Origin of the sequence: Enterococcus sp. AZ009, from assembly GCF_050548785.1 — a bacterium.
GTDB lineage: Bacteria > Bacillota > Bacilli > Lactobacillales > Enterococcaceae > Enterococcus_D > Enterococcus_D entomosocium.
On sequence record NZ_CP172960.1, the window covers coordinates 2,824,991 to 2,850,688 of the forward strand.

Below are 25,698 nucleotides of genomic sequence, written 5' to 3' on the forward strand. Positions count from 1 at the left end.
CTATGCTTCCCACTGCTCTTCCCAAGCCGCTTCGTCAAACTCTTCCATCGTGGCATCTGTTTCTTTCCCCGCATCTTTTGAACGTAGGAAGCTTGTACAAATCGCAATGAATAATGAGCCAGTAGCAATCGATAAAACATACAGTGGCCATTTTTCTACGGTGAACCAACCATAAAAACCAGAGATTGGCGCTGTATTGACCGCTCCTAGACCTACAGCCATTGCAGAACCAATCGCTGAACCAATCATATTCACTGGGATCACTTTTAGTGGATTTTCCACCGCAAATGGGATCGCTCCTTCTGAAATACCTACTAGTCCCATAATGATCGACGATTTTCCTGCTTCTTTTAGTTCGTTATTGTATTTATTCTTTGCAAAAACAGTCGCTAATCCTAAACCAATTGGCGGAATGATAATCGCCACTTGTGCTGCAGTGTTTGGTGCATAAACGTTACTTGTCAATAAAGCCATCGCGGTTGTCACAGCTGCCTTATTTACTGGCCCTCCAAGATCAAATCCAACCATTGCCCCTACAACTGCCGCCATCACGACCGCATTTCCGCCACTCAATCCGTTCAACCATGACTCTAAGCCCACATTGATAGCTGCAAATGGTGTACCGATCACATAGTTCACAAGTAGGACAGTGACTAAAGTACCTAAAACAGGAACTAAGAACACTGGAACTACCGATGCCATCGATTTTGGCAGTTTGATATGGTTTTTGATCCACAAGCAGATGTACCCAGCGATCAACCCTGAAACAATTGCGCCTAAGAAGCCTGCGTTAATGTCTTTTACTAACATACCTCCAACAAGACCAGGGGCAATCCCTAGCTTATCGGAAATCGAATAAGCAATAAATGCCGATATTACGGGAAACATCAGTCCTAACGCAATGCCACCGAATCCATCTAAACTATGGAGTAATCGGATAATCGTATTCGCACTTTCTCCATGAGAGGCGTCCCAAATATCAACAATCCCAAATATTGATCCACCTACTCGAGAAATCGCCATGATAACTGCTCCGGCAATCACTAGAGGAATCATATAAGATATTCCTGTTAAAACATGATTTTTCATTTCACTTGCCAACTTTTTCATCTGATTTTCCTCCTCTTTATTGATCAATCAGCTTTAATGCATCTTCAATTACTTTTTCTGCGTTTTTTATAGGGGCTGCTACCGGGACTTTGAGAATCATTTTGCCATTGAAACGCTCCTCATTTCTCACTTTCGTATCAACGGCAAAAATCACGACTTCCCCAATTTGACAATCCCGCTCGTTCAATTCATTTTCGATACCTGTTGCTCCTTGTGTCTCAACCTTGATTAAATCGCCACGTTTCGCTGCTGCTTTTTTTAGCGCCTGTGCCGCCATAAAGGTATGAGCAACTCCTGTGGCACACGCCGTTACTGCAATAATTTTTCTCTTCATTCGTCTTTCCCCTTTTCTCCATTTTATTCGCTTAATAATTTCGCGATAATCTCTTTATCTGTTTCGCTTTTCAGCGCTTCTGTGATGTCTTCATCCATCAATTTCATGGCAATTTCTGATAAAATCCGTAAATGGGTGTCTCCTTGATGTTCTTCAGGAATAGCAAGCATAATCACAACCGTTACCGGTTCATCATCTAAAGATTGCCATTCTAATGGTGCCTTTAACCGAGCAAAAACGATTGCGGGTTCAGAAACTGCACGACTTTTTCCATGAGGGATAGCTATATTATTGCCTATTCCTGTGGTCGAGTGATCTTCTCTTTCCATGACTGATTGAACATACTCATTTTCGGATTGAACGATTCCTTCAATTACTAATATTTTTGCTAATTGACGGACCACTTCTTCTTTAGTGGTTGCCTCTAGACCAAGAACAATATGTTCAAAAGGTAGTAGTGTTTCTATATTCATTTTATGTTCCCCCTTGTAAATACTTTTTTAATTCATCTTTCGTCCCTTTAAGGAGGAAGGTTCGTTCATCTGATTCCATCACATTAAGCATCGTGTCATAGATTTCCTCAAGGTCTTGTACAGTTTCATCCTTGATACAGATGAAAAAGACATATTTCACCTTTGTTTCTCCCCAGTGGATCTCATTATTAAGACGTAAAAATACAATCGCTGATTTTTTCACGTATTCTGGCGTCCCATGAGGCGTTGCGAATCGTCCAAAAGAAGTAAAGGAAAGCTGTTCCCTTTTTAGGGAAGAATCAATCATTTCCTCGATCACATACCCACGAGTAACCAACTGCTCTCCAATAAATGTAATCACCTCTTGATAATTTTCAAAATGATGATCTAAAAAAATCAAGTCCTCGTGAATCAGTTTCGCAAACTGACTGAAAGAACCATTTTGCTTTTCTTCGACATTTTTTAAAAAGGTTTCTATTTTTCGCTGCTCATCTTTATTCAGTACAGGTGAAACATTGATTGTTGGAATCGAATCGATTTTTAAATCCACTGTCGATAAAATCAAGTCCTCATAAATATTGGTCTGAATCAACTCTTGAATAGAAAGAATTCTGGAAATATCGATTTGCTCATAATTTCTCCGAATGCGAGCAGCTAATAGTTGTGAAGTGCCTTTCCCACTGCTACAAACTAATAAGACACTCACTTTCTGCGGTTGTTTTTCTTCTCGCTGTTCTTTCATCACTTGGATGTGTACGGCCAGAAAAGCAACCTCATCTTCGGGGATCGAAATCGAAAACTGCCAATTTAAGGCATGAGCTAATCGAAGCGCTTCCTCAAAAGACAAAGGGAAATTCTTCTTCACATCATTTAGAAACGGGTTATGAATGACTAATCCTTTTTGAATGCGATAAATAGCTTCTTTGATATGTGATACCAATCCTAACAAAAGACTTTCATTGCGTAGGGAGATCGTCTCATGAATCAATTTTCGTATCGTTTCATCAAGCAAATCATCGGAGTCATTCTTCTTCATCAACGAATCCCCATAGATATGAAGCGAAATATAATGAACTTCCGAAACTGGCAACGACAGAGAAAACGTTTCTTCTATTGATGCGATAAATCGATAAAAAGCTCTATTCTCCATCAAAGGATGGCTTCTTTCTTCGAAAGTCAGATAATTCTTCTCTTTGACCCGATCAATCATGATGATTAGATGAAGCAATAGTGAGTGATAGGCAGCATCATTAAGCGTAATTTGTTCTTTTTTCAAATACTCTTGTAAGAGCGTATCAACTAAAGAAATTTTTGTCAGGTCAATAAAATCATTAACAAACTGAGGAATTCCTTGAATCGAATGCAAATAGCGTTGCTGCTCTTGTGTTATTTTCCAATTTCCACCCCAGAAATAGTAGATCAAATCAAATGCTAAACGACGTTTTTCTTGTTCTGACAAATTCAAAAAGGAACCCTTCCCCGGTAAAACTTCAATCGTAACGTTAAAATGACGAAAGATCTCGCTTACCTGCCCCATGTCATTTTCTAAAGTTGATTTACTGATGTAGAGTGCATCTTGCAGTTGTTGACGCGTAAAATACGTTTTTTGTTTCAGTATTTCAAAGCAAAGAAACTGAATACGATCTTTTTTGCTCGTCGGTAAGTTTGATTCCTCGTTCCCATCAAGATACTTTAGAATTTCAGCTGAATCGCCATCAAGAAATACACCTACTCTAGGTTTGCGAACAAGCCTTATTGCTGTTTCCTGCAAAAATTCATCAATTCTCTTTAGCGATTGCGAAACTGTCTTTTGCGAAAGCGACATATGCAACCCAATTTTAGCAACCGTTGTTGGTCCATTCTCTAAGAGATATCGAATAATTGCTTTTTCCCGTTCACTGATCATGAAACTTTCACCTCGTCTACATTTCTAATGGTAGCTTTTTCTCAAAAAAATGAAAACACTTACTTTTACTGTATTGATTACAGTAAATCATAGGCACTGAAAATATTGCGCCGTTTTTTTATTCATGTGTACCCTTTCGTTTAATCCAGATTATTTACATATCTTTTGGTATTTTCATAGTATAGAGGATATTACTCAGTGGGAACAGAAAAAAAATACCAATGAACAAACGATACGTCTGTTTCATTGGTATTTTAACTTTTGATTCTCTAATAACGAGACACGCTTGAGCAATTCCTTCATCTATTGCCCCAACACCTCCGCCACCGAATAAACACCAGGGGCAAAGGTCTTGCCTGTTAGCTTCTTCGTCATGGCATTAAAGGTATAGTGCTCTTCTAGGACGACGACTTCATCGTATTGTTTTAATAGCGTGCGAAAATCTGCATCTGATAAGAGGAAATTCTCTCGGCCATCGACATTGGGTGAAAACAAGTAATATTTGCCGACATAGCCAACTAAGTAGCTGTCTACTGCTTCTTTATTGGTACTGACGACCAAGTATTTTTTCTGGTTTAGGTCAAAGCGATCGCCAGTAACGGCTGAAACTTGTGCTGGAATCGAAGCAGCATATTCACGATTGGTATAACGCATGCCATTATTTTCTGAAAGGATCAGCAATGTCGCAAAAAATAACAGAATCAAGGTACTGTATTGATAGATTTTTTTTGTGGTCAAGCTGGCAAAACTACGGTAGTTTCGCCGATCGATCGCTTGTTCATGATACAAATGATCAATGCCCCGGACCATGAAAAAGGTCATCAAACCTAATGCCAAGATCACAATACTCGAAGCATAGCGATCGAACCCTGCCAAAGACAGTGCTTCATCAGTGGGCATCGAGAACAAGAACATGGCGTAAATACCCAAGTAATAGAGACCAATAATACCATCGATCAACAGCAGTTCTTTTAGAAATGGATTGCGTTTTTTTATAATAAATCGGACAAATAGCCAACTGCCCAACAGGATGACCTGGATCAAGAGAATCCCTTGCGTGGAAACCGTCGTAACATCCGTGATCGTTTTGACAAAAACATCCGTAATCTGCTGCAGTATCTGAGAATCCTTTTCACCAAAAATCTGTTTATAAGCGGTCACGCTGACTTCATGCTTCGATTTAGGAAAATTCGCTTTGACATGCAGGTTCCAAAGAATCGCCGGCAGGACAGATAGCCCAATGGCAGCTAATCCTACAATCATCAAGCCTAGCCGTTGCCGCCAACGAATTGATGCCTGCCATAAGCAGACTAGTAAATAGCCACCTAAAATCAGCAGAAAAAAGACGGCACTATTTTTGACCAAATCAAGAGAGGCGCCAATCAAAAGAAAGTAGCTGATTGAAGGCAGCACTTTGCCTTTTAAAGAAAATAACCCGGAGATGCCTGCCAAAGTTAAAACGGGAAGAATGAAGTCTACCAGCAAATTATTCATTCGAATCGCAATATTAAAATAATTGAATACGGCCATGCTGGTGAAGACCAAGACAAAAGCCAGCTTTCTTTTCGGATCACGAATAATCGCAAAAAAACTATACAGACTACAGAAAATCAAAATCAATTGACCAATCAGCAAGACATTCTCATGATAGCCAACGATGATTGCTGTATAAGTAACAAACAGTGAGCTGCCTAAAGGATAGGAAGTAAAACTGATGATGGCATCGGTTGCCGTTGGCAATTGTCCCTGCGTATAAAGGAATTTAACGATCGTCGCCCAATGAGAGAAGTTGTCATAGTGGGTCAAATGACTGTGAAGCAATGTTAAAACGAACAAAGCAAAATAGCCATAAAACCACAGCATGATGGGCTCTTGTAAACCCCAGCGCACCTGATGGCGCTCCTGCCAAAAACGCCAAACGCATAATAGTAAGCCAAGACCAAATAAAAACCAGGCCCCCCAGATCAACCATCCTTTGGGACCATATGCGACAAAGGAAAGAACGAGGATCGGCAAACAGCAGGCAGCGATCCAGCTAATGTATTTGGTAAAATGACAAACTCGTACAAAAAGATAGGCATAGCCAGCTAATGATAAACCAAATAGACTAAATCGCAGCAGGATCTCGATCATCGTCTGCCTCCTTTCTCAGCAAGCTGTCTACCCATTCTTGGAGGGCTACTGTGGAACGCAGCTCTGAAAGATTGCTTACTTGATATATCACTTGATTTTCTTTTGGCTGAAGCGTCGCTTTTTCAGCGTGAAGCACAAGATTACTGATCGGTAAGTTTAGATGGACCGGCATCTCGACCTCCTCTGTTTTTGCCAACGTGAACTGATCAAAACCAAATGTTGTGACCGCATAGGTTCCTTCATCAAAGTGCCATTTTTGATCAATGGTCAGTATGGGCACTCTTTGAGGCGGCAATGGCTTTTGTTTGGCTTGCAGCAGATGCTTACCGAGATTTTCAAAAAGACTGTCAAAGAAGGTCATCCACGGATCCCGCAGAACCGGCAGGCTTTGATTGAAGCCATCATAAATGATCTGCAGATAGGCTAAGTAATCTTTTTCTGTCAACTGGTTTAAAGCAACGCCATAGACCCATCGATCTTTTCCAGAAAAGACGCGGACAATATTTCCAGTCATCTCTGCTTGGTAGCCATTACGGGTGATTTTAAAAGTCAGCGGCGCATCTGGCGGAAAATAAAGAGGAACGTCAGAAACGAAGGACAAGCCATTTTCTGAGATATTTTCTGTCATCAAAGAATAGCTGGCGTCTTGGTCGGAAACTTCAACAGGATAATGGGCTCTGAACCGTTCCGTCGTTCGATAAATCGGGCGACCGAGATAAAATAAGACCGCAAAGGTTAAGTTAAAGAAATGGGTCAGCAGCCAGAAGGTCAACACACTGCCGTAGAAAATCTCTGAGCCGAATTTGCCGTAATTAAACTTCACTAAGCCGATAATCGTCAAAATCAACAGCAACAAATGCGGCACCACAAACAACAAGTCTTTTTTAGACTGAGTTGCTGCTTTATTAGTCACCTTGAAGCGGGTCTCTTTGATGCCAATGGCTTGCAAAAAGACAGGAATCACTAGGTAAGGTGCAAAAATCGTTTCCTGGATCTCGCCCCAACGCTGCGTTCGAATATCACTGCTCAAATCCTGCATCGCCAAATGCAAGAACGTATAGCTTGGCAGCCAAAACAGCAGCAAGACCCAAAAGTTTGTCTCTACGACCCTTACATTAAAGACGGTGTACAAAATCGGCGCGAAAATAAATAGTAGCCGTCGTAGAAACGACCACCAATACAAATAGCTGTTTAAGAAAACCATTTTTTGCGCCAAAGACAACGTCTTATTCTTAAAAAGATGGAGATTGTGGACACTTTGGACCACTCCTCTTCCCCAGCGAATTCGCTGCTTTAAGGCACTTGGGATATCAATTGGAGACAGACCGCTGGCCATTGGCTGCAGTGTTGATAAACTGCGATAACCTTGGCAATTGATCAAGGCGCCTAATTCAAAATCTTCCGTGATCGTGTCCGTCGGAAATCCGCCAGCGGCTTCGATCGCTTCTCGTGCAATCACCGTATTGGAACCTGTATAAATAGCGGTATCATGGGCGTTGTTCAAAACATTGACTTCTCTGGAAAAGAAGTCCTGCTCGTTAGGGATCGCCGCTTCTGAAAAAAGATTGTACTGAAAAAGATCCGCATTGTAAAAACTTTGCGGTGTTTGAACAAAGCCCAACGGTTTGATGGTCTGGTCATTGCGGCGTTCCTGCTGATTTGCCACAAAATATGGCACTGTTTCCAGCAAAAAATCTGAGTAAGGAATCATATCTGCATCAAAGGTCGCCACTAGCGGCGAATTGGTTTTTGATAATGCATGATTGAGATTGCCTGACTTGGCATGCTGATTGCCGATCAATCCGATATAGCCGATGCCAAATTTATCTGCCAGTGCTTTGACCTCTGGACGGTTGGTGTCATCTGACAAATAGATGTGAACTTTTTTGGGATCGGGGTATTTCATATGAACTGCCGCATTGACCGTTTTTAATAAAAGCGGCACTTCTTCATTATGAGTAGCAATCAACACATCGATCGCCGGATAGTCGGCTTCTGGCACGACCGGTTTTTCAAAGGGCTTTGCTTTGTTTTTGTTCCAAATCAACAGCAAGCCCGTAAAGTTCGATACGATCTCACTGCCCCAAAGCAGCAAACCAAACAGCAAGGCAAACCAAGACTCGTGCCATGGCAATGTATACAGCCCCCGCCATGATAAATAGATCAGCGAAAAGACAAACGCCAGAAAGTAAACGACTTTTTTCGCCCAAGGCAAACGTTTTTGTTCCACCTCAATCACTCCTTAAAGATGACATTTTTTTGCACATGGTAACTAAAGAAAAAGAGCAGGCAATCGACGCCTATTTTTAACAACACAGAATCTCCGATCGGTAGGATCAAATAAATCAGGTAGACGAGAAAAGAGGACAGCAAAATCTGTACGATCACCAATAAAAAATACTGCAGCATACTGTTCTTTGTCCGTTGACCAAAAACAAGCTCGCGATTGATGTAGTAATTGACGATCGCCGAAATCAATCGGGCACCCAACGAAGCGATCACGATGGAGGACAGATTGATGACAGACAAGAAATGGATCAATAACGCATAAGCGATCACATCGACAAAAAAGGAGACCACAGATGAAAACAAATACTTCAAAAAGACGCTATAGATAGCGACAGAATCTGCCAAGACCCGAAAATGGGAAGAGGCATTTTCTTCAATATAGATGGTTGCGATCGGTTGTGAAAGAATCGGCCACCCCCGCTTCTGGGCTTCGATTAGCATCCGCGTTTCATATTCAAAACGCTCACCTGAGATCGCCAACAAATCTGTCATGAATTTTCGAGGGAAAACCCTTAAGCCCGTCTGCGAATCCTCAATAGCAAGACCAGTCGCTAAACGCAGGATATTTCGGGTCAAAATGTTGCCGAACTTACTCCGCAAGGGCACTTCTTTGCCAAAGGATCGGGTCCCTAAAATAATGCTGTCCGGATGGGCTTGGGCCTTTGCTAAGCAAGCCATCATATCGGTATACTCATGCTGCCCGTCCGAATCAATGGTCACCATAAATTCAACAGCTGGCTGGTTTGTCAGCACTTCAGTGAGAGCGGTTTTGATGGCTGCGCCTTTTCCCTGATTCTTTGGATGGGTCAAAACCTGACAACCAAACTTCTGTTCCAATGCCGAAAAGACGGACTGATAAGCTGCCCCACTGCCATCATCCACGACCAAAATCGGCAGGTGCTGATTATGCAAACGAATTTTCTCCACCAGAGCCAGCAGTTTGTGGTCAGGTTCTAGCGAAGGAATCATGATTAAACTATTTTCCATATGCGCTCCTCATTTAAGGTAGTATTTTTGAAAACAAAAAAAGAAAAGAAGCCACCCCCATCAGTAAAGACAGAGTTGGTCGCGACCGCTGCGTTTGGCTCGATACAATGCTTGATCCGCACGTTCTTGCGTTTGTTGTAGCAACTCACCCCTTTGCCGTTGTGCGATCCCAATCGACAACGTGATGCTGACCGAATCACCGGCATCCAAGATGATTTCTTGGTAACGGATGCGCTTTTGAATTTTTTCAAGGAGATAAGCAGCAGCCTGTGCGTCTCCTTGGATCAAGATCGCAAACTCTTCCCCACCGATGCGATAGACCGGATTGCTCGCCGTACAGTAGGTCGAAAAAATACGAGCGATTTCTTGCAAAATCACATCCCCGGCACGGTGTCCGTAACGGTCATTGTAATTTTTGAAATGATCGATATCGATCAAAGCGATCGATAAGTCCACCTCGGTCGTATCTAGGCGTTGGCGGTCATCTTGAAATTTACGAAAGTTGTTCAACTGCGTAAGATCATCGATTTTGACCAATGCCAAAATGCGCTGCATATCATTGACTATCGAATAAAGGAAAAACGCCAACGTATAGGCGAGAATGCCATAAACTATATAAATTAGGGTCGTTTTTTGAATATCACCCGTCAAATAAAAACCAAAAAGAAAGGAGATAGCGATCAAGTAGGTTATTGATAGGAACAACTCTTGTTTGTCAGTAAATCGCCGTTTGGCCCAGGCATGCAGAAATGTCAGTGTCACCATCAAAAAAAACGTAAGATATAAGTTCAGCCAAGAAGATTTTGATACTTCAAACAAGAAACGCCCTAACGCTAGATTGACCATCGTCGGTACGGTCACCTTCCACCCCAGATATTTCATGGAAAAAGCGTAAAGCAAGAAGCGCAGGTCAAATCGCGTTTCGTATACGACATAAGAGAAATTCATCATCAGCATCCCCACCACGGTTTCACAAGCAATCGCCGCTGCGATCTGTTTCGCTTTGAACGTCCCTTGGCCAACGAATCCGTCACTGATTTTGAATAACAAATAAATATTGATGATAATTGCGCCTAAATTTGCGAGTGTATTGACAACCAGCGTATTTGCCATTTCCTGTGCTTCCTTTCTAAAAAAAAGAACCCTTACTTGCTGATTCGACGGGACAATTCCAGAAACATTTCATTGGAAAAGCGGACAAAGCATCAAGTAAGAATCACTATTAATTATTGACAGTTTTTATCACTCTTGATTTAGAATAATTTACCAGAAATTATACATAGTTTCAATCTTTTTGTTGATATGCGAAGATTCTCAAGATAAATAAAATAATCAAAATGTATATTTTGTAAATAAATAACATTATTTCTTTATTATTACTAACAATTTGTGCATAAAGATTTAATTCTTTGTGAATTTGTGCAAATCATTTTTTCATTATTTTTTTACGTCTCAGGTAAGGTGCACACCCGGTTTCGACCACTTTGTTTTGCGAGATAGAGTGCTTGATCGGCTCTTTCGACGGCTGCCAAGATATCCCCATGACAAACGGTGCTCGCTTCAACGCCGCAAGACAAAGACATCGTCCCTTTTTCAAAATTAGCGACAGGAAACATACTACTAGAAATGGTTTGACACAGTGTCGTCATCGCAGCTACGGTCTGTTCTTTGACATCCCCTTCGATCACGACACAGAACTCTTCGCCGCCATAACGATAAAAGGAAAAGGTCTCGGCAAAATGCGCCTCTAAAAAAGTGGCCGTCCGTGAGGCGAAAGTTCTCAATAGCTCATTTCCGGCGATATGACCATAACGGTCGTTGACCTTTTTGAAGTGATCGAGATCGATCATGGCGATCGTCACAGTCTTTTTCTGTGAAACGGCTTGAAGCAGATCGTGGTTATAGGTCCCATAGTTGAAGCAGCCGGTCAACGCATCGATCTTACTATTCGCTAACTCTGCCAGTACTTGGTATTCTTGCCCCTCAATCAATCGATGCAACCACATAAAACTTCCTAGCAGCACGAAAGAACCAACAAATACTGCCAACATCGCTTCCCAGTCATAGGTCGTCGTATGATGGACTAGCATCGAAAAACGCGGTGAGAGCAGGCAGGTCAAAAAATACATCATATAAAATTGCTGTTGCGGACGCAGCGACTTGATTTTTGATAAGAGAAAATCAAGGACAAAGACACCGACACCTAATAGCGGTAAATAAAAGGCTTTGCCAATGTCAGAAAAACCGACAAACAGTAAATAGAAAACGACCATACACGGCGTTATCAAAATCAAGATCTTGCCACGATCACCATAGAAAAAATGACTCGCAATAAAAGCAGTTGTGTATTGATAACAGATAAACCCAACTGAATTCATTGAGAAAGAAAGAATAAAATACAAATGCGTAAACGTCAGAATACCAATAATAAAATACTTAAATGGACGAGAAACCGATATTTTTTGCACACTTCGTACAAAAACATCTGCGGTCACCAGTAAACTGGCAATCATCAGCGGCAAACCAAACGCCAAAAGCACGCCTCGTTCTAACATTCCATCACAATCGCTCTCCTTTAGACCATAAATATCCTTGTTGCAAATGCACCCCCATCTCAAGCAACTGGACCATTTTTTCGCGGTTCTCGATCCCTTCAACGATCAGCTCAAGCTGATATTTTTGGGCAACCTTCAACCAACAAGCCAAAAAGCTGAAGCCAATCTCCTCATCAAGCTGAATAAACGGTAACAACGAAAATTTCAAACAATCAACGCTGGCAAGATTGGCAAAGACCAACGAGAGGGTATTTTGTCCGCAACCGATATCATCGACCGCGATCACATAACCATAAGCTTTAATTTTTGCAATGGCTACAGACAAATCAAATGACTCTTGCTGTATGCGTACGGGGTGTTCCGTCAATTCAATCTGCAACTGCGCCTTATAAACAGCCATCGTTTCAAAAAAGGACCACGTAGACTGCCACAGCAGCTGTTGTGGATGTATATTGACACTAAAGCGGGTTTCCGGCTTTTTTTTGCATAGACGCCGCAATTCCTTGGCATACCATCTCATCAATTGCTGATTGCCACTTTCAGTTTGAATCATTGTGCTGAATTCTTGCTGTGGAAATCGGTTGTTCTTCTCGCTACGTAGCAAGACTTCATAGCCATTCACCTCTTGCTGACTTAGCGATTTTACCTGCATGATTGGTTGACACAACAGATAAAGGCGGTCTGTGTTCTCCCAAGTCGTTTCATTTCCCATCTTCGTTAAGCCCCCATCTAGTAAAGTTATCACTTCCGAAAATCGGCAATATTCCTGTCATCGCTCGTTTCTCATGCTATAAAATGGTTCTCTCAAAGGAACTGATTTGCCTAAGTATACCAAACAGAACCAAAAATGCCCAAATATTTTAAATTCTCTGAAAGAAATTTCTGTGAAAGAATCGACTGTGATTTTCCGTTCCACTCCATGCCTGTTTCATAGAAATGCCCCAAAGCAACCATTGCTTTTTTCAATTTCGTAGAAACTAGCTTGTTGAAAGTGGCTTCTTCCATATCAGTCTCCTGTTTCTTTAAGTACTTATAAAAAAACCCGATTCTTTTTAAATAACAAAAAAACAGCAAGAGTGCTTGCTGTTTTTTTCTACGTATCTCTTTGACTGGGGTAGCTGGATTCGAACCAACGCATGACGGAGTCAAAGTCCGTTGCCTTACCGCTTGGCTATACCCCAATAATGGTGGAGGAGAGTGGATTCGAACCACTGAACCCTAAGGAACGGATTTACAGTCCGTCGCGTTTAGCCACTTCGCTACTCCTCCAAAAGGTTTTTCTCAAACCTGACAATAGTTATAATACCGAAAAAGATAACAAATTGCAAGAGCAAAAAGTAAATTTTTCTAGAAATTATTCATGTAAATTCCATTGACGAATAATCATCTCGATGGCAGCTTCTAAGCTTCTGCTCGAACCTAGATCTTCATCCCCTAAAAAGCTTTGAAATTCTTTTGGTCCAGTTGTTAAAATCTCACCAATGCGTTTTTTTCCGATGAATAATTCATTGACGGTATAGTCTTTGCCATGAATGGCTTTTGTTGTTTCTTCAATACGTACTTCGATATCTTTATTTTTCTTAGACATGGTTGCACCTCTTTCTTTACAGCACCTTCCTATTTTAACAGAAAAGCAACAAAAGAAAAAGAAAATCTCTTCTGGAAATAAAAAAAGTAGCCAATCTTTACGATCAGCTACTTTTTCTTAGATCACTTCTGGTTCGTCAAGACAGCACTCGTCACGGTATAGCCTGCATCGCTTAAAATTTTCTCGATTGCTGCGACTTGCCGTGATTCTACTTGGATCTCAACAACTGTTTTTAGTGCCATCCGATTTACCACAATCGTCAAAATACTCATCTGATGATCCGCAAGGAGTTTCGTCACGTCTGCTAAAACACCCACATGGTCATCCGTGATCTCAATGGACACTCGTGTTCCACCATCGTGGTACCCAGTGATTTTCAAAAAGGCATCGAAAATATCATTGTTGGTAATGATTCCCACTAAGGCATCATCATCCATGACTGGTAAAACCCCAACGTTTTCACTTCGCATCACCGAAATCGCATCCTCTAATAAAGCTTCCGGTTCAATCGTGGTCACTTTTTTCAACATGATATCAGCGACCGTCGTTTTATTTAAGAGATAGTTCATTTCATAAACGCTTAAGCTGGTCGCTTTTGAGGGAGTTGCTTCAGCGATCGTTCCTTCTGTGATCAACCCTACTAATTTGCCATCATCAACGACAGGTAGACGATGGATATCGTGCTGCTTCATCACATCTATTGCATCAAAGATCGGTGTTTGTGAATCGACGGTGATGACCGTCTTCGTCATAAAATCACTTACGCTCATTGTTTAACCTCCTAGATACGCTTTTCTAACTTCATCGCTTGCTAGTAATTCTTCTCCGGTACCTTCTAAAACGATTTTCCCGGTTTCTAATACATAGCCGCGATCGGCAATCGATAAAGCCATTTTCGCATTTTGTTCGATCAGCAGCACAGTCGTTCCTTGCTGCTTGATTTCTTGAATGATGGAAAAAATTTCTTTGATAAAAATTGGCGCCAAGCCCATCGATGGCTCATCCAGCAAAAGCAAGCGCGGTTTTGACATCAATGCCCGCCCCATTGCCAACATCTGCTGCTCACCGCCAGATAATGTCGACGCATCTTGCGAGAGGCGTTCTTTCAATACAGGAAACTTGCGATAAACTTGTTCATAGTCTTCTTTGACACCACTGTCTTTACGCAAGAAGGCGCCCATCTCTAAGTTTTCTTGAACCGTCAAACCGGAAAAGACGTGCCGCCCTTCTGGCACCTGCGACAAGCCGTTTGCGACGATTTTTTGCGGTGCTTCTTTCTCAATTTGCTTTCCTTCAAAAGTGACGGAGCCTTTTGAAGGACGGATCAATCCAGAAATCGTCCGTAAAATCGTGGTTTTTCCGGCACCATTGGCACCAATCAGCGAAACGATCTCTCCTTGATTGACGTGGAAGGAAACATCATGAACTGCTTGGATCATGCCGTAGTGAACACTTAAATTTTGAATTTCCAGCATCAGATTTCCCCTCCTAGATAGGCTTCGATTACCCGTGGATTGTTTTTGATCTCTTCTGGTTCACCGTGGGCGATGACTTGCCCGTATTCCAGTACATAGATCCGTTCGCACACTTCCATGACCAAACTCATATCATGCTCGATCAAGAGGATCGTCAATTGAAAATCTTTTTGGATCTTATAGATCAGCTTTGTCAGTTCTGTTGTTTCCTGAGGATTCATCCCCGCTGCCGGCTCGTCAAGAAACAAAATTTTTGGCTCTGTAGCCAATGCGCGTACGATCTCTAAACGGCGTTGCTCGCCATAAGGCAAATTTTTCGCTAACGTTTGGCTTTTGCCATCCATATCAAAGATCCGTAACAGCTCTAAGGCTTTTTTCTTCATGGATTCTTCGTTTTTGTAATACTTTGGCAAACGCAAGATGCTCGTCAGTAGTCCTTCTTTATGCTTACTGTTCATAGCGATCAAGACGTTATCCATTACGGTCAAGTTTTTAAACAAGCGAATATTTTGGAAGGTTCTTGAAAGGCCTAAATCCGCGATTTTATAAGGCTTCACGCCATTTAAACGTTTTGGCTTACCTTGGGTCTCAAAAAGCACTTCGCCTTCACTAGGCTCATAAACACCTGTCAGGAGGTTAAAGAGCGTTGTCTTGCCGGCACCGTTTGGTCCAATCAACCCGACCAGCTCATTGGTATCTAGATGGAGGTCTACATGAGAAACAGCAGCTAAACCACCGAAGTTTTTCGTTAAGCTTTTAACTTCTAATAGAGGCATCGTTGTCATCCCCCTTTTTTCTAAATTTGTCCAACAGTCCTTTTACGGAGAATTCCCAGGTCCCTAAAAGTCCGCTTGGTTTAAAGATCATGATGATGATCAAAGCCAATGCATAAATGATCATGCGCAAATCAGAGAAGCCTTGCAAGTACATGTTTAAGATTCCTAGCACTACTGCCGAAACAACCGCTCCTGTGGTACTCCCAAGCCCTCCAAAAACGACGATGATCAACACATCGATCGATTTCATAAAACCGTAATCTCGTGGGAAAACCGACTGCTGATAGCTGGCATAAAGGGTACCAGCAATGCTTGCCATCACTGCCCCCATCACAAACGCAATTACCTTGTATTTCGTTGTGTTGACCCCCATCGATTCTGCAGCGATCTCATCTTCCCGAATCGCTAAAGTCGCTCTGCCTGGTCCGCTATGGATAAAGTTTGAAACGACAAGAATCGATAGAACGGCAAAGAGAAAGACGATCTGCCAATTACTGAATTGGGGCAATCCGAAAATTCCAGCAGGACCATTGGTCAAGCCTCGTAGGTTCACCAACAAGATCCGAATGATCTCTGCCACACCTAGGGTAGCGATCGCTAGATAGTCGCCTTTTAAACGGAGGGTCGGAATCCCAACCACTAATGCGACTGCACCTGAAACCAGCATCCCCACCAGTAAACCAGTTAAAAAGCCGCCAAAGGTTGGATTGCTTGCCGACAGGATCGCGCCAGCATAAGCACCGATTGCCATAAACCCAGCATGTCCTAAGGAGAATTGCCCTGAAAAGCCGATGATTAGATTCAAACTGACTGCCAAGATGATATTGATTCCGATATTGACGATGATCGCATCAGAGAACAAATTAATCATTCCGCCATTGTAGGCTGCAAATAATCCAAAATAAAGAATAGCTGCCAGAGCGAGCCAGATTAAGTTGTAACGTAAATTCTTTTTCATTTCTGCCACCTACACTTTCTCTTTGATATTTTTGCCGAGGATCCCAGCTGGACGAACCAACAATATAATTATTAAAATGACATACACTAAAGCATCCTTGTAATCAGAAAAACCAAGCGCTGTCGCTGCTGTCTCCACTAAACCGATCACAAAGCCGCCTAAAGCTGCACCAGGAATGATCCCGATCCCGCCGAGAACCGCCGCAACAAAAGACTTCAGACCAGGAACGACCCCCATTGATGGATCAATGGAATTATAATACAAACCGATCAGCATCCCGCCAGCTGCAGCTAAAGCCGAGCCTAAGGCAAAGGTAAAGGAAATCGTTCGATTAACATTGATCCCCATCAAACGCGCTGCATCTGCATCAACACTTACTGCACGCATCGCTTTTCCCATACGGGTCTTTTTCACGATCAATTGCAAGAGAATCATTAAGGTAACCGAAACAGCCAAAATCAATAACTGGACATTACTTACTTGAACAAACCCGATGGAATAGGTTTTTCGTTCGATTGCTTGCGGAAACGGGCGCACATTGGCAGAAAAGAAAAAAATCATGACATTTTGCAAAAAATAAGAAACCCCGATTGCCGTAATCAATGCCGAAATTCGCGTGGAATTTCTCAAAGGACGATAGGCTAAAAATTCAATCGTTACCCCAAGTGCTGCACTGGCGATCATCGAAATGAATAACGCTGGGAAAAAGCCCAATTGCCATTGATTGATCAAAAAGTAACCGATAAAACTACCAATCATATAAACTTCTCCGTGGGCGAAGTTGATCAGCTTGATGATGCCATACACCATCGTATAACCCAACGCTAACAAGGCGTAGATACTGCCTAGAAACAAGCCGTTGATCAATTGTTGGATCATCATTTCCATATACTCACTTCCAATATCATTTATTATGGTTCTTCTCATTAGAGAAAAGAAACTGAGACAAACACATCAGGTCTGTCCCAGTTTTCACTGCCAAACAACTACAGGTTTTTAAGGTTCCACAGTGTCTGCTGAGGTTTCCTTCCCGTCAGTCAATCCTAAAACAACTGCTGATTTCTCAGGGTTATGATTTTCATCCATTGTGATTTCACCTGTCACGCCGACAAAGTCTTTCAGTTCAGACAAACCAGCTGCAATTGCCAATGAATCTGCTGAGTTTTGATCTTCGATTGCTTGTTTGATCATGTAAACTGCATCATAGGCTAACGCATTAAAAGCAGAAGGTTCTTTGCCATACTTTTCATTGAACGCTGCCACAAAGGGCTCAACTTTGTCGTTTGCTGGTGCTTTGGTAGAGAAGTGACCGGTATAGTAAACATTGCTGACATTTTCTGCACCAGCTGTTTGAACCATTTTTTCATCACCGAATCCATCGGCACCAATGATTGCTTGATCAATTCCTAATTCTCGCGCTTGCTTGATGATCAAACCAGCTTCTGTGTAGTAGCCTGGAATGAACAAGACATCGAAGTCGACATCTTTGATTCTTGTAAGAACTGCTTGGAAATCTTTGTCGCCTTCAGTAAAGTTATCTTCTAAGACAATTTCGCCTGGGTAACTTTCTTTAAATGCTTCCGTCAATCCAATTGCGTAATCACTTGAGTTGTCTCCCAAGATCACGGCTTTTGATGCATCCAAATTTTCAGCCGCATATTTCGCTAAGATCGTTCCTTGGAAGCTATCTTGGAAACAAGAACGGAAGGCAAATTCTTGCACTTTCCCACTAGTATAAGTAATCGCATCGTCAGTACCTGAAGGTGTAACCATTGGTACTTGTGCTCTGGTCACGTTAGGCAAAGCCGCTTTCGTAGCACCAGAAGTTGCTGGACCAATGATGGCTACAACTTTATCATTTGTAGCTAAGTTGGCTGCTACCGTTGCAGCTTCATTGTTATCTGATTTGTTATCTTTCGAAATAATTTCAATTTGTTTTCCAAGAATACCGCCGGCAGCATTGATTTCTTCTACTGCTAAGTCGATTCCTTCTTTTTCAGCCGTCCCATAAGCAGCTACGGCTCCTGACAACTCTAAGTTGGTTCCGATCTTGATGGTATCTCCCTCTTGTTTATTGCCACCTTCAGCAGCCCCGCTGCCATCCGTTGATCCACCTGTTGGTCCAGCGCTACATGCTGTCAACAAAAACAAACTCGCAAACAAAAACGCAAATTTCTTTTTCATAATTTTCCTCTCCTTCACTTCCCCTGAATATGTTATCCAATATACTGAAAAATCTGGAAAATGTCAACGAATTATCAGAATATTTCACCTATTCAGAATTTATTTTTTTTACTAGGAAAAAATAGTGTTTTTAAAACACTGTTCCATCAATAATGGAATCGCTTTTCATTTTTTTGAACAAAAAGAAAAGCAAGCAAAGTTTTTTTTCCTTTGCTTACTTTTTGATCGTTTCGAATTGCTTCATTTTTTGTCAAAAGGACGTTTGAAAACATTACATCAAGATGTTAGCGGCTATTTCGTGGATACAATGCTTGAAAATTGGCTGCCGCCCCAACTAGATTGGCATCGTTGCGATAGTCACATAGCTTGATCAGTGGGACAAAATCATTTAAAGCTTGATCTGCCAACATTTTTTTCAACCGTTGATTCACTTCTTCTAACAAGCCATTTTTGGCACTGACACCGCCACCGATAATGATCACTTCAGGATCAAAAGCAAATTGAATACTGAATAGTCCTTGCGCTAAATAGCGGTAAAATTTATTGACTTCCTCGATCGCAATGGCATCCCCATCTTCTGCACGTTGAAAGACCTCTTCGCCGGTAATTGTGGTTCGATCTACACCAATTCGATCACAATAACGCCAAGCCATCTGAACCGCTGTCCCTAGTTGCGAAAATGTTTTGCCTTGATCCAAAATCATCAACCCAAATTCACCGCCGTATAAATGTGCCCCACGGACTAGCTCACCATTTTGAAACAGGGTACCGCCAACGCCTGTTCCGATCACAACGAAAGCTGCTTGCTGATACTCTTTGCCCGCTCCTTGATAGAATTCAGCCATCCCAGCGCAATTGGCATCATTTTCGATGGTTACTGGTACCCCAAACACTCCTTCGAGTTCAGAGTAGATGTCAAACCCATGGATATAAGGAATCGCACTGATACCGTCGATTCGACGTTCTTGGGCATTGACTGCACCTGGAGCACTGATCCCGACCCCTTCGATCTCTTCGTTTACGCTTGCTCTTACTTGCTGCAACTGGGCTTTCATTTCTTGCCACGTGCTTGGTGTAGTAAATTTGCCTTTACTCACCAAAGAATCCTGTGCCCAGACGCCATATTTTACTGCTGAACCACCCATATCAAAGACTAAAATCGCCATTTTTTTCCCTCAATCCTTTATTATTCTGATACTATCTATTTTACCGTAAGTCCCTGCTTGAAGAAAGCGATTTCCGAGAACAATAAAAAAAACAGCCTAAAATTGCCATAGACTGTCTCTATGGGATTAGAGCTGCTTTTCCAAAATAACTTGATCGATCAACTGCTGCCCATTTTCGAAAATCGGTTCAGCATAGTGAGTGGTGAAATAATTATCCATCCGGTCTTTTTCAACATAGCCTTGCGTTTGGTACAAAGTCAGGGCTGCAGAGGGCAGACTACCAGTTTTGATCACTACAATCGGCCGTTTTGCCCCAAGGTGTTGACTGAGGATTGCTTCTTCGGCAGCTTGCAGCAATTGACGACCAATGCCCATTCCTTGCTTTTCTGGAGAAACGGCCACATTCATAATCTCCCAATTGTTGCCTTGATTTTGATAAACTAGCACACCAATCATTTCTCCAGCTTCTTCATAAACAAGTGTTTGGCTATTATATAGATAGCTTTCTACGACTGCTTTTTCAGGATCTGCATCCAGCAGCAACGCCCAAGGATACGCTTCATTAGAGTCGATTGGACGAATCATGGCTTTTTGGCTCCTTTTTTACATTTTTGTTGATTCCTTTTAACTTTTCCGATAACGGTACGTTGGTTTGACTTTGTCTTGCGTATTTCGTTTTAAAGTAAACGTCTGGGGTACGTAATCTATACCGCCTTTTACAAAGGGATGGCAGCGTAAGATACGAGCTACCCCCATCAAACCTCCTTTGGCTGCGCCATGGACTTGGATCGCTTGGATCATGTATCCTGAGCAAGTCGGATAATAACGACAGCTAGGAGGAAATAATGGGGAAATAAAACGTTGATAGAAACGAACAAAGCCAATCAAAAGTTTACTCATTTCTTGCCAACCTTTCTTTTTATGATCACGATTCAGTGAAGATAGATAGAAAAAACTAGGACTCAGCACGAGGCATAAGTCCTAGTTTGGGGTTACTTCATAAACTCAAAGATATGATTCCAAAGACTTGGAGAGAAGACTTTAAAAGGACTACCGTCGCCAATCACCCCATAGCCAATCATCGTTCCGGCTAAGAACAATAAAATAGCTAATAATATGACGATTAGAATTTTTATCAAGCTAGTTAGAATGTAACGGTTCAACTTCACTTTATTCTCTCCTACTCCTACTATGCGTTTACTGGTACGGTTTCTTCAACTGCTTCAGAAACTCGTTCCACAGAAGCACCTAATTGCTGCAATTTTTCATGGAATTTGTAATAGCCACGATCCAAATATTTTAGATTGCGGACACGTGTCCGACCAGTTGAACGTAGCCCTAATAAAATTAACGCTGCTGCTGCACGTAAATCCGTTGCATAGACCAGCGCACCTTGCAATTCATGGCCGCCTTCGATCACTGCTACGTTGCCGTCGATTTTGACATGAGCATTCATCCGACGCATTTCTTCTAAATGCTGGAAACGGTTCTCAAATACCGTTTCATTCACAACACTTGTTCCAGCTGCTAAAAGTTGAATAGCAGACATTTGCGCTTGCATGTCCGTAGGAAAACCTGGATGAGGCATTGTTTTCACATCTGTTGCCTTCAATTGTTCAGGTCCAACGACACGAATCCCTTCAGCTACTTCAGTCACTTCTGCGCCCATTTCGATCAATTTTGAGATCAATGGACGATTGTGTTCTGAGATCGCATCTTTAATAATGACGTCTCCTTGGGTCATCGCTGCTGCAACCATAAAGGTTCCTGCTTCGATACGGTCTTGGACGATCGAATGTTCCACCGCATGAAGGTGATCGACCCCTTCGATACGCATCGTTTCGGTTCCTGCACCAAAGACTTTGGCACCCATTTTGTTTAAAATGTTTGCTAAATCGACGATTTCAGGTTCACGAGCGACGTTTTCAATGATGGTGATACCTTTAGCTTTTACCGCAGCCATCATGATATTTTGCGTTGCGCCGACACTTGGGAAATCCAAGTAAATGCTATTGCCTTTTAACTCATCGGCGATCGCTTCTATGTATCCATCTTTTTGGATGATTTGCGCGCCTAGTGCTTGAAATCCCTTCAAATGCAAATCAATTGGTCGTTTGCCGATTGCACAGCCGCCAGGCATTGCCACTTTGGCATGACCATTACGGGCTAACAAAGGCCCCATGACTACGATTGAAGCGCGCATTTGGCTTACATACTCATAAGGTGCTTCGATCGCTAACTCTTGTGATGCATCGATCGTCATCGTATTGTTTTCTTCTTCAAAATCGATTGCGACATTTAAATGCCGAATCACTTCTTTCATTGTTAATACATCGGAAAGGATCGGTACATTTGTTAATGTCGTTGTTCCTTCTTCCGCTAATAAGCTTGCCGCTAAGATAGGTAGAACAGCATTTTTTGCCCCTTCGATCTTCACTGTTCCAGTTAATCGATTACCACCTTGAACGATCATCTCTTCCATTTATGTTCCCTCCAAATAATGCAGTGACTCACACAAATCTTGCCAATTATAGCATAATATTCGGTGTTTTTGCATATATTAATGAAATTCTTAAAAACCTGTTAAAAATAAATTACGACATAACGCAATCAACTCAAGGAAAAAAGTACTGGCGGTGTAGCCTAATGCAATCGCAAGAAACACCATGACCATTCGTATCTGAGTCGTTCGTAAGGCTTTAAAAAAAGCATCGATCCGCACAGATTGCAATGCCCAAAATGCTAAATAGATGAACGCTAAATGACTCACGATTCGAATGATTGCATCAATTCCATACACTTGCATACTTCCTGCTCCTTTTTCATAATTGAACATTCCTATCATACCACAAAGATGTCAAGATAAAAAATAATCTTTCTTGAAACCTTCATGAAAAGACTTTAAAAAGTTTTTAAAACGTTTTCTCGAATAAAAAAAACAAAGGCAAGATGCCCTTGTTTTTTTAGGAATGTTTTGACACGTTGATTCGATTAATGGCGCGGTGCAAAGCAACCGTTGCGCGACGAAGCTGGTCGATATCTTCGACTTGTTTGGCCTCTTCGATTTGACGTTCTGCACGTTGTTTTGCTCTTTCTGCCCGTGAAACGTCGATATCACGATCACGTTCCGCACTATCGGCTACGATGGAGACAACATTGTCCCGCACTTCAAGGATACCGCCATTAACGGCGACCCAGTCGACGTGAGTATCTGAATCGATCCGTTTGACCCGGACTTCATCAATCGTCAAAGGAACGATGATTGGGGCATGATGCGGCAAAATACCGATCTCACCATCTGTCGTACGTGCAACCACGATTTTCGCGTGATGATCGTAAACCAAACCAGCAGGTGTCACCACATTGACTGTTAAAAATTGATCCATGAGGTTCCCCTCTTTCTTCAAGGCTGGTTAATTAATAGCCAATTTTTTTCGCTTTTTCAATGACGTCTTCAATTCGTCCTACACTACGGAAGGCTTCTTCTGGAAGATCATCATATTTTCCTTCAAGAATCTCAGCAAAGCCTTTGATCGTTTCTTCAACTGGTACATAAGAACCAGGTTGTCCAGTAAACTGTTCCGCTACGTGGAAGTTTTGCGACAAGAAGAATTGGATCCGACGCGCACGAGCCACTAACGTTTTTTCTTCATCAGACAACTCATCCATCCCTAAGATAGCGATGATGTCTTGTAGTTCGCGATAACGTTGCAACGCATGCTGTACTTCAGTCGCTACTTCATAGTGTTTTTCACCAACGATTTCAGGTGCTAACGCACTAGAAGAAGAAGCTAGCGGATCAACAGCTGGATAGATCCCTTGTTCAGTCAATTTACGTTCCAAGTTGGTTGTTGCATCCAAATGGGCAAAAGCAGTCGCTGGTGCCGGGTCCGTGTAGTCATCGGCAGGAACATAGATTGCTTGAATAGAAGTAACCGATCCTTTTTTTGTTGAAGTGATCCGTTCTTGCAATTGTCCCATTTCGGTTGCTAGTGTCGGTTGATATCCAACGGCAGAAGGCATCCGACCTAGTAAGGCAGATACTTCAGAACCAGCTTGAGTAAATCGGAAGATATTATCGATAAACAAGAGCACGTCTTGTCCTTCTACATCGCGGAAGTACTCCGCTAAGGTCAACCCAGTCAAGGCAACCCGCATCCGGGCACCTGGTGGTTCGTTCATTTGTCCAAACACCATGGCTGTTTTTTCGATAACGCCAGATTCTTTCATTTCATTATAAAGGTCGTTTCCTTCACGTGTCCGTTCACCAACACCTGTGAAGACAGAGATCCCCCCATGCTCTTGGGCAATGTTGTGGATCAGTTCTTGGATCAAGACAGTTTTACCAACACCGGCACCACCGAAAAGACCAACTTTCCCCCCTTTTAAATAAGGGGCTAATAAGTCGATAACTTTGATCCCAGTCTCAAGGATCTCAGTACTTGTTGACAATTCATCAAAGTCAGGAGCTTTTTTGTGGATCCCACTGCGGGGTGCTTCTTCAGGAAACGGTGCTTCTAAATCGATGGTGTCCCCTAAGACATTAAACACCCGTCCTAAGGTTTCTGTCCCAACTGGAACAGAAATGGAGGCGCCTGTATCGATTACTTCCATTCCTCGTTGTAAGCCATCTGTTGATTCCATGGCAATCGTACGGATAACGCCGTCGCCAAGTTCTAAGGCAGCTTCTAACACAACTTTTGTTTTCTGCTCATCTTTTTTGTAAACAATCAACGCATTGTTGATATCTGGTAATGATTGGTCTAGAGAGAATTCCACGTCAACAACGGGACCAATGACTTGAACAATCTTGCCTGAACTCATTCGTATTCCTCCATTCGTTCTTGAAACTATTCTAACGCGGATGCCCCCGCCACAATTTCAGTAATTTCTTGGGTGATCGCTCCTTGGCGCGCTCGGTTATAAGAGATCGTCAAGTCCCCAATAATATTTTTGGCATTATCTGTTGCTGTTTTCATCGCTGTCATTCCGGCAGCATGCTCGGCTGTTTTTGCGTCAACAATCGCACCATAAATCAAGCTTTCAGCGTATTGAGGCAGTAATTGATTCAAAATTGCTTCTCTGGAAGGTTCAAACAAGTATTCTTGTTCATAACTTTCGGCTTCTTCAGGATCTAGATCGGAAATCGGCAACATTTTCTCCACACGAAATTGGCTAGTCAATGAGTTGATGTGATGGTTATAACACACATATAATTCATCGAAGACTTCGTTTTGGTACATCGTTGTCGCCAATGTTACGATTTTACGCACCTCGTCAAAGCTTGGTTGATCCGAAAGGTTTCTTAGCTCGTACGCCAAATTGATGCCCCGTGCTTTGAAAAAGTCAGCGCCAGTTGCACCAATGGCAATCATGACATACTCTTCTTCTTTTGCATGGTCTTCATCCAGCATGGTCATCATTTGCTTCAAGATGGAACTATTGTAGCCGCCTACTAGACCGCCATCAGAAGTGATGACGATGTAGCCTGTGCGTTTGACCGGACGACTAACCAACATACTGTTATAGTTCACACCATCTTTAGGACCAGAACCTGCAAGATCGGAAAGCTGCTGCGCAGTTAAATGCGTAACGATTTCACGTACTTTGTTGGCATACACTTGAAACTGTTTCGAATGAGCTTCAGATTTTGTTAATTTTGCAGCTGAAACCATTTGCATGGCCTTTGTGATTTGGCTGGTTTTTTTTGTTGAGGCAATTCGTTGCTTAATTTCATTTAATGAAGCAGCCATTTTCTCTCACC

The 25,698-nt window shown here is 42.2% G+C and carries 27 protein-coding genes and 2 tRNA genes; all 29 read right to left on the minus strand.

What is annotated here, in order from left to right; genetic code table 11:
• Window positions 1-1,137, minus strand: a complete 1,137-nt coding sequence (locus IGJ74_RS13420; RefSeq protein WP_082741519.1) for a PTS fructose transporter subunit IIC — start codon at window positions 1,135-1,137, stop codon at window positions 1-3.
• On the minus strand, window positions 1,127-1,444 hold the full coding sequence (locus IGJ74_RS13425) for a PTS fructose transporter subunit IIB (RefSeq protein ID WP_005234408.1): 318 nt from the start codon (window positions 1,442-1,444) through the stop codon (window positions 1,127-1,129). Before IGJ74_RS13425 ends, IGJ74_RS13420 begins: the two co-directional genes overlap by 11 nt.
• 23 nt (window positions 1,445-1,467) lie before the next feature.
• A complete protein-coding gene (locus tag IGJ74_RS13430) occupies window positions 1,468-1,917 on the minus strand; it encodes a PTS sugar transporter subunit IIA (protein WP_005234407.1) in 450 nt (149 codons plus the stop codon).
• A 1-nt stretch (window position 1,918) separates the two neighbouring features.
• Window positions 1,919-3,823 (minus strand): BglG family transcription antiterminator, encoded by a 1,905-nt coding sequence (locus IGJ74_RS13435; RefSeq protein WP_061053126.1) that lies wholly within the window; start codon window positions 3,821-3,823, stop codon window positions 1,919-1,921.
• 303 nt (window positions 3,824-4,126) lie between these two features.
• Entirely contained in the window at window positions 4,127-5,956 is a 1,830-nt protein-coding gene (locus tag IGJ74_RS13440; RefSeq protein WP_086316460.1) for a lantibiotic ABC transporter permease, read from the minus strand.
• Entirely contained in the window at window positions 5,931-8,195 is a 2,265-nt protein-coding gene (locus tag IGJ74_RS13445; RefSeq protein ID WP_086297732.1) for a glycosyltransferase family 2 protein, read from the minus strand. The genes IGJ74_RS13440 and IGJ74_RS13445 overlap by 26 nt, the downstream gene beginning before the upstream one ends.
• Entirely contained in the window at window positions 8,192-9,232 is a 1,041-nt protein-coding gene (locus tag IGJ74_RS13450; protein WP_008380912.1) for a bifunctional glycosyltransferase family 2/GtrA family protein, read from the minus strand. Before IGJ74_RS13450 ends, IGJ74_RS13445 begins: the two co-directional genes overlap by 4 nt.
• A 60-nt stretch (window positions 9,233-9,292) precedes the next feature.
• Window positions 9,293-10,345: a GGDEF domain-containing protein gene (locus IGJ74_RS13455; protein ID WP_005234402.1), complete on the minus strand. Its 1,053-nt coding sequence runs from the start codon at window positions 10,343-10,345 to the stop codon at window positions 9,293-9,295.
• 332 nt (window positions 10,346-10,677) lie between these two features.
• A complete protein-coding gene (locus tag IGJ74_RS13460) occupies window positions 10,678-11,787 on the minus strand; it encodes a GGDEF domain-containing protein (protein ID WP_086297741.1) in 1,110 nt (369 codons plus the stop codon).
• A 4-nt stretch (window positions 11,788-11,791) separates the two neighbouring features.
• Complete coding sequence (locus tag IGJ74_RS13465; protein WP_005234399.1) at window positions 11,792-12,499, minus strand: EAL domain-containing protein; 708 nt, start codon at window positions 12,497-12,499, stop codon at window positions 11,792-11,794.
• A gap of 110 nt (window positions 12,500-12,609) precedes the next feature.
• Window positions 12,610-12,792, minus strand: coding sequence for a hypothetical protein (locus IGJ74_RS13470; RefSeq protein WP_086297747.1), 183 nt, complete (start codon window positions 12,790-12,792; stop codon window positions 12,610-12,612).
• Window positions 12,793-12,896: 104 nt separating this feature from the next.
• Window positions 12,897-12,968, minus strand: a tRNA-Gln gene (locus IGJ74_RS13475).
• A gap of 4 nt (window positions 12,969-12,972) precedes the next feature.
• Window positions 12,973-13,056 (minus strand) — tRNA-Tyr (locus IGJ74_RS13480).
• A gap of 85 nt (window positions 13,057-13,141) precedes the next feature.
• The gene (locus IGJ74_RS13485) at window positions 13,142-13,375 is read right to left on the minus strand and encodes a DUF2969 domain-containing protein (protein ID WP_005228752.1); all 234 of its coding nucleotides are present in this window, start codon (window positions 13,373-13,375) and stop codon (window positions 13,142-13,144) included.
• Window positions 13,376-13,497: 122 nt separating this feature from the next.
• Entirely contained in the window at window positions 13,498-14,145 is a 648-nt protein-coding gene (locus IGJ74_RS13490; RefSeq protein ID WP_005234394.1) for a CBS and ACT domain-containing protein, read from the minus strand.
• Between the two features lie 3 nt (window positions 14,146-14,148).
• The gene (locus tag IGJ74_RS13495; protein WP_005234392.1) at window positions 14,149-14,850 is read right to left on the minus strand and encodes an ABC transporter ATP-binding protein; all 702 of its coding nucleotides are present in this window, start codon (window positions 14,848-14,850) and stop codon (window positions 14,149-14,151) included.
• Window positions 14,850-15,626, minus strand: a complete 777-nt coding sequence (locus IGJ74_RS13500; RefSeq protein ID WP_008380898.1) for an ABC transporter ATP-binding protein — start codon at window positions 15,624-15,626, stop codon at window positions 14,850-14,852. Before IGJ74_RS13500 ends, IGJ74_RS13495 begins: the two co-directional genes overlap by 1 nt.
• Complete coding sequence (locus IGJ74_RS13505) at window positions 15,607-16,584, minus strand: branched-chain amino acid ABC transporter permease (RefSeq protein WP_005228744.1); 978 nt, start codon at window positions 16,582-16,584, stop codon at window positions 15,607-15,609. The genes IGJ74_RS13500 and IGJ74_RS13505 overlap by 20 nt, the downstream gene beginning before the upstream one ends.
• Before the next feature lie 9 nt (window positions 16,585-16,593).
• The gene (locus IGJ74_RS13510; RefSeq protein WP_008380893.1) at window positions 16,594-17,472 is read right to left on the minus strand and encodes a branched-chain amino acid ABC transporter permease; all 879 of its coding nucleotides are present in this window, start codon (window positions 17,470-17,472) and stop codon (window positions 16,594-16,596) included.
• Window positions 17,473-17,580: 108 nt separating this feature from the next.
• Complete coding sequence (locus IGJ74_RS13515; protein WP_008380891.1) at window positions 17,581-18,768, minus strand: ABC transporter substrate-binding protein; 1,188 nt, start codon at window positions 18,766-18,768, stop codon at window positions 17,581-17,583.
• A 284-nt stretch (window positions 18,769-19,052) separates the two neighbouring features.
• Window positions 19,053-19,934, minus strand: a complete 882-nt coding sequence (locus IGJ74_RS13520) for an ROK family protein (protein ID WP_005234383.1) — start codon at window positions 19,932-19,934, stop codon at window positions 19,053-19,055.
• Between the two features lie 126 nt (window positions 19,935-20,060).
• Entirely contained in the window at window positions 20,061-20,519 is a 459-nt protein-coding gene (locus IGJ74_RS13525) for a GNAT family N-acetyltransferase (RefSeq protein ID WP_016612593.1), read from the minus strand.
• Between the two features lie 39 nt (window positions 20,520-20,558).
• Window positions 20,559-20,834, minus strand: a complete 276-nt coding sequence (gene yidD, locus IGJ74_RS13530) for a membrane protein insertion efficiency factor YidD (RefSeq protein WP_008380886.1) — start codon at window positions 20,832-20,834, stop codon at window positions 20,559-20,561.
• 92 nt (window positions 20,835-20,926) lie between these two features.
• The gene (locus IGJ74_RS13535) at window positions 20,927-21,103 is read right to left on the minus strand and encodes a DNA-directed RNA polymerase subunit beta (RefSeq protein ID WP_005228723.1); all 177 of its coding nucleotides are present in this window, start codon (window positions 21,101-21,103) and stop codon (window positions 20,927-20,929) included.
• A 20-nt stretch (window positions 21,104-21,123) separates the two neighbouring features.
• The gene (gene murA / locus IGJ74_RS13540) at window positions 21,124-22,416 is read right to left on the minus strand and encodes a UDP-N-acetylglucosamine 1-carboxyvinyltransferase (RefSeq protein WP_008380882.1); all 1,293 of its coding nucleotides are present in this window, start codon (window positions 22,414-22,416) and stop codon (window positions 21,124-21,126) included.
• Between the two features lie 90 nt (window positions 22,417-22,506).
• A complete protein-coding gene (locus tag IGJ74_RS13545) occupies window positions 22,507-22,740 on the minus strand; it encodes a DUF1146 family protein (RefSeq protein WP_008380880.1) in 234 nt (77 codons plus the stop codon).
• A gap of 157 nt (window positions 22,741-22,897) precedes the next feature.
• On the minus strand, window positions 22,898-23,320 hold the full coding sequence (locus IGJ74_RS13550; RefSeq protein WP_005228716.1) for a F0F1 ATP synthase subunit epsilon: 423 nt from the start codon (window positions 23,318-23,320) through the stop codon (window positions 22,898-22,900).
• Between the two features lie 31 nt (window positions 23,321-23,351).
• Window positions 23,352-24,758, minus strand: a complete 1,407-nt coding sequence (gene atpD, locus IGJ74_RS13555) for a F0F1 ATP synthase subunit beta (RefSeq protein WP_005234377.1) — start codon at window positions 24,756-24,758, stop codon at window positions 23,352-23,354.
• A gap of 26 nt (window positions 24,759-24,784) precedes the next feature.
• Window positions 24,785-25,687, minus strand: coding sequence for a F0F1 ATP synthase subunit gamma (locus tag IGJ74_RS13560; RefSeq protein ID WP_005228710.1), 903 nt, complete (start codon window positions 25,685-25,687; stop codon window positions 24,785-24,787).
• Window positions 25,688-25,698: the final 11 nt, after the last annotated feature.

Bases quoted from the DNA above. Each gene is read 5' to 3' on its own strand.
- IGJ74_RS13425 (WP_005234408.1), bottom strand. From the start codon at position 1,444: ATGAAGAGAAAAATTATTGCAGTAACGGCGTGTGCCACAGGAGTTGCT.
- IGJ74_RS13430 (WP_005234407.1), bottom strand. From the start codon at position 1,917: ATGAATATAGAAACACTACTACCTTTTGAACATATTGTTCTTGGTCTA.
- IGJ74_RS13435 (WP_061053126.1), bottom strand. From the start codon at position 3,823: ATGATCAGTGAACGGGAAAAAGCAATTATTCGATATCTCTTAGAGAAT.
- IGJ74_RS13440 (WP_086316460.1), bottom strand. From the start codon at position 5,956: ATGATCGAGATCCTGCTGCGATTTAGTCTATTTGGTTTATCATTAGCT.
- IGJ74_RS13450 (WP_008380912.1), bottom strand. From the start codon at position 9,232: ATGGAAAATAGTTTAATCATGATTCCTTCGCTAGAACCTGACCACAAA.
- IGJ74_RS13455 (WP_005234402.1), bottom strand. From the start codon at position 10,345: ATGGCAAATACGCTGGTTGTCAATACACTCGCAAATTTAGGCGCAATT.
- IGJ74_RS13460 (WP_086297741.1), bottom strand. From the start codon at position 11,787: ATGTTAGAACGAGGCGTGCTTTTGGCGTTTGGTTTGCCGCTGATGATT.
- IGJ74_RS13465 (WP_005234399.1), bottom strand. From the start codon at position 12,499: ATGGGAAATGAAACGACTTGGGAGAACACAGACCGCCTTTATCTGTTG.
- IGJ74_RS13470 (WP_086297747.1), bottom strand. From the start codon at position 12,792: ATGGAAGAAGCCACTTTCAACAAGCTAGTTTCTACGAAATTGAAAAAA.
- IGJ74_RS13485 (WP_005228752.1), bottom strand. From the start codon at position 13,375: ATGTCTAAGAAAAATAAAGATATCGAAGTACGTATTGAAGAAACAACA.
- IGJ74_RS13490 (WP_005234394.1), bottom strand. From the start codon at position 14,145: ATGAGCGTAAGTGATTTTATGACGAAGACGGTCATCACCGTCGATTCA.
- IGJ74_RS13495 (WP_005234392.1), bottom strand. From the start codon at position 14,850: ATGCTGGAAATTCAAAATTTAAGTGTTCACTACGGCATGATCCAAGCA.
- IGJ74_RS13500 (WP_008380898.1), bottom strand. From the start codon at position 15,626: ATGCCTCTATTAGAAGTTAAAAGCTTAACGAAAAACTTCGGTGGTTTA.
- IGJ74_RS13505 (WP_005228744.1), bottom strand. From the start codon at position 16,584: ATGAAAAAGAATTTACGTTACAACTTAATCTGGCTCGCTCTGGCAGCT.
- IGJ74_RS13510 (WP_008380893.1), bottom strand. From the start codon at position 17,472: ATGGAAATGATGATCCAACAATTGATCAACGGCTTGTTTCTAGGCAGT.
- IGJ74_RS13515 (WP_008380891.1), bottom strand. From the start codon at position 18,768: ATGAAAAAGAAATTTGCGTTTTTGTTTGCGAGTTTGTTTTTGTTGACA.
- IGJ74_RS13520 (WP_005234383.1), bottom strand. From the start codon at position 19,934: ATGGCGATTTTAGTCTTTGATATGGGTGGTTCAGCAGTAAAATATGGC.
- IGJ74_RS13525 (WP_016612593.1), bottom strand. From the start codon at position 20,519: ATGATTCGTCCAATCGACTCTAATGAAGCGTATCCTTGGGCGTTGCTG.
- yidD (WP_008380886.1), bottom strand. From the start codon at position 20,834: ATGAGTAAACTTTTGATTGGCTTTGTTCGTTTCTATCAACGTTTTATT.
- murA (WP_008380882.1), bottom strand. From the start codon at position 22,416: ATGGAAGAGATGATCGTTCAAGGTGGTAATCGATTAACTGGAACAGTG.
- IGJ74_RS13545 (WP_008380880.1), bottom strand. From the start codon at position 22,740: ATGCAAGTGTATGGAATTGATGCAATCATTCGAATCGTGAGTCATTTA.
- IGJ74_RS13550 (WP_005228716.1), bottom strand. From the start codon at position 23,320: ATGGATCAATTTTTAACAGTCAATGTGGTGACACCTGCTGGTTTGGTT.
- atpD (WP_005234377.1), bottom strand. From the start codon at position 24,758: ATGAGTTCAGGCAAGATTGTTCAAGTCATTGGTCCCGTTGTTGACGTG.
- IGJ74_RS13560 (WP_005228710.1), bottom strand. From the start codon at position 25,687: ATGGCTGCTTCATTAAATGAAATTAAGCAACGAATTGCCTCAACAAAA.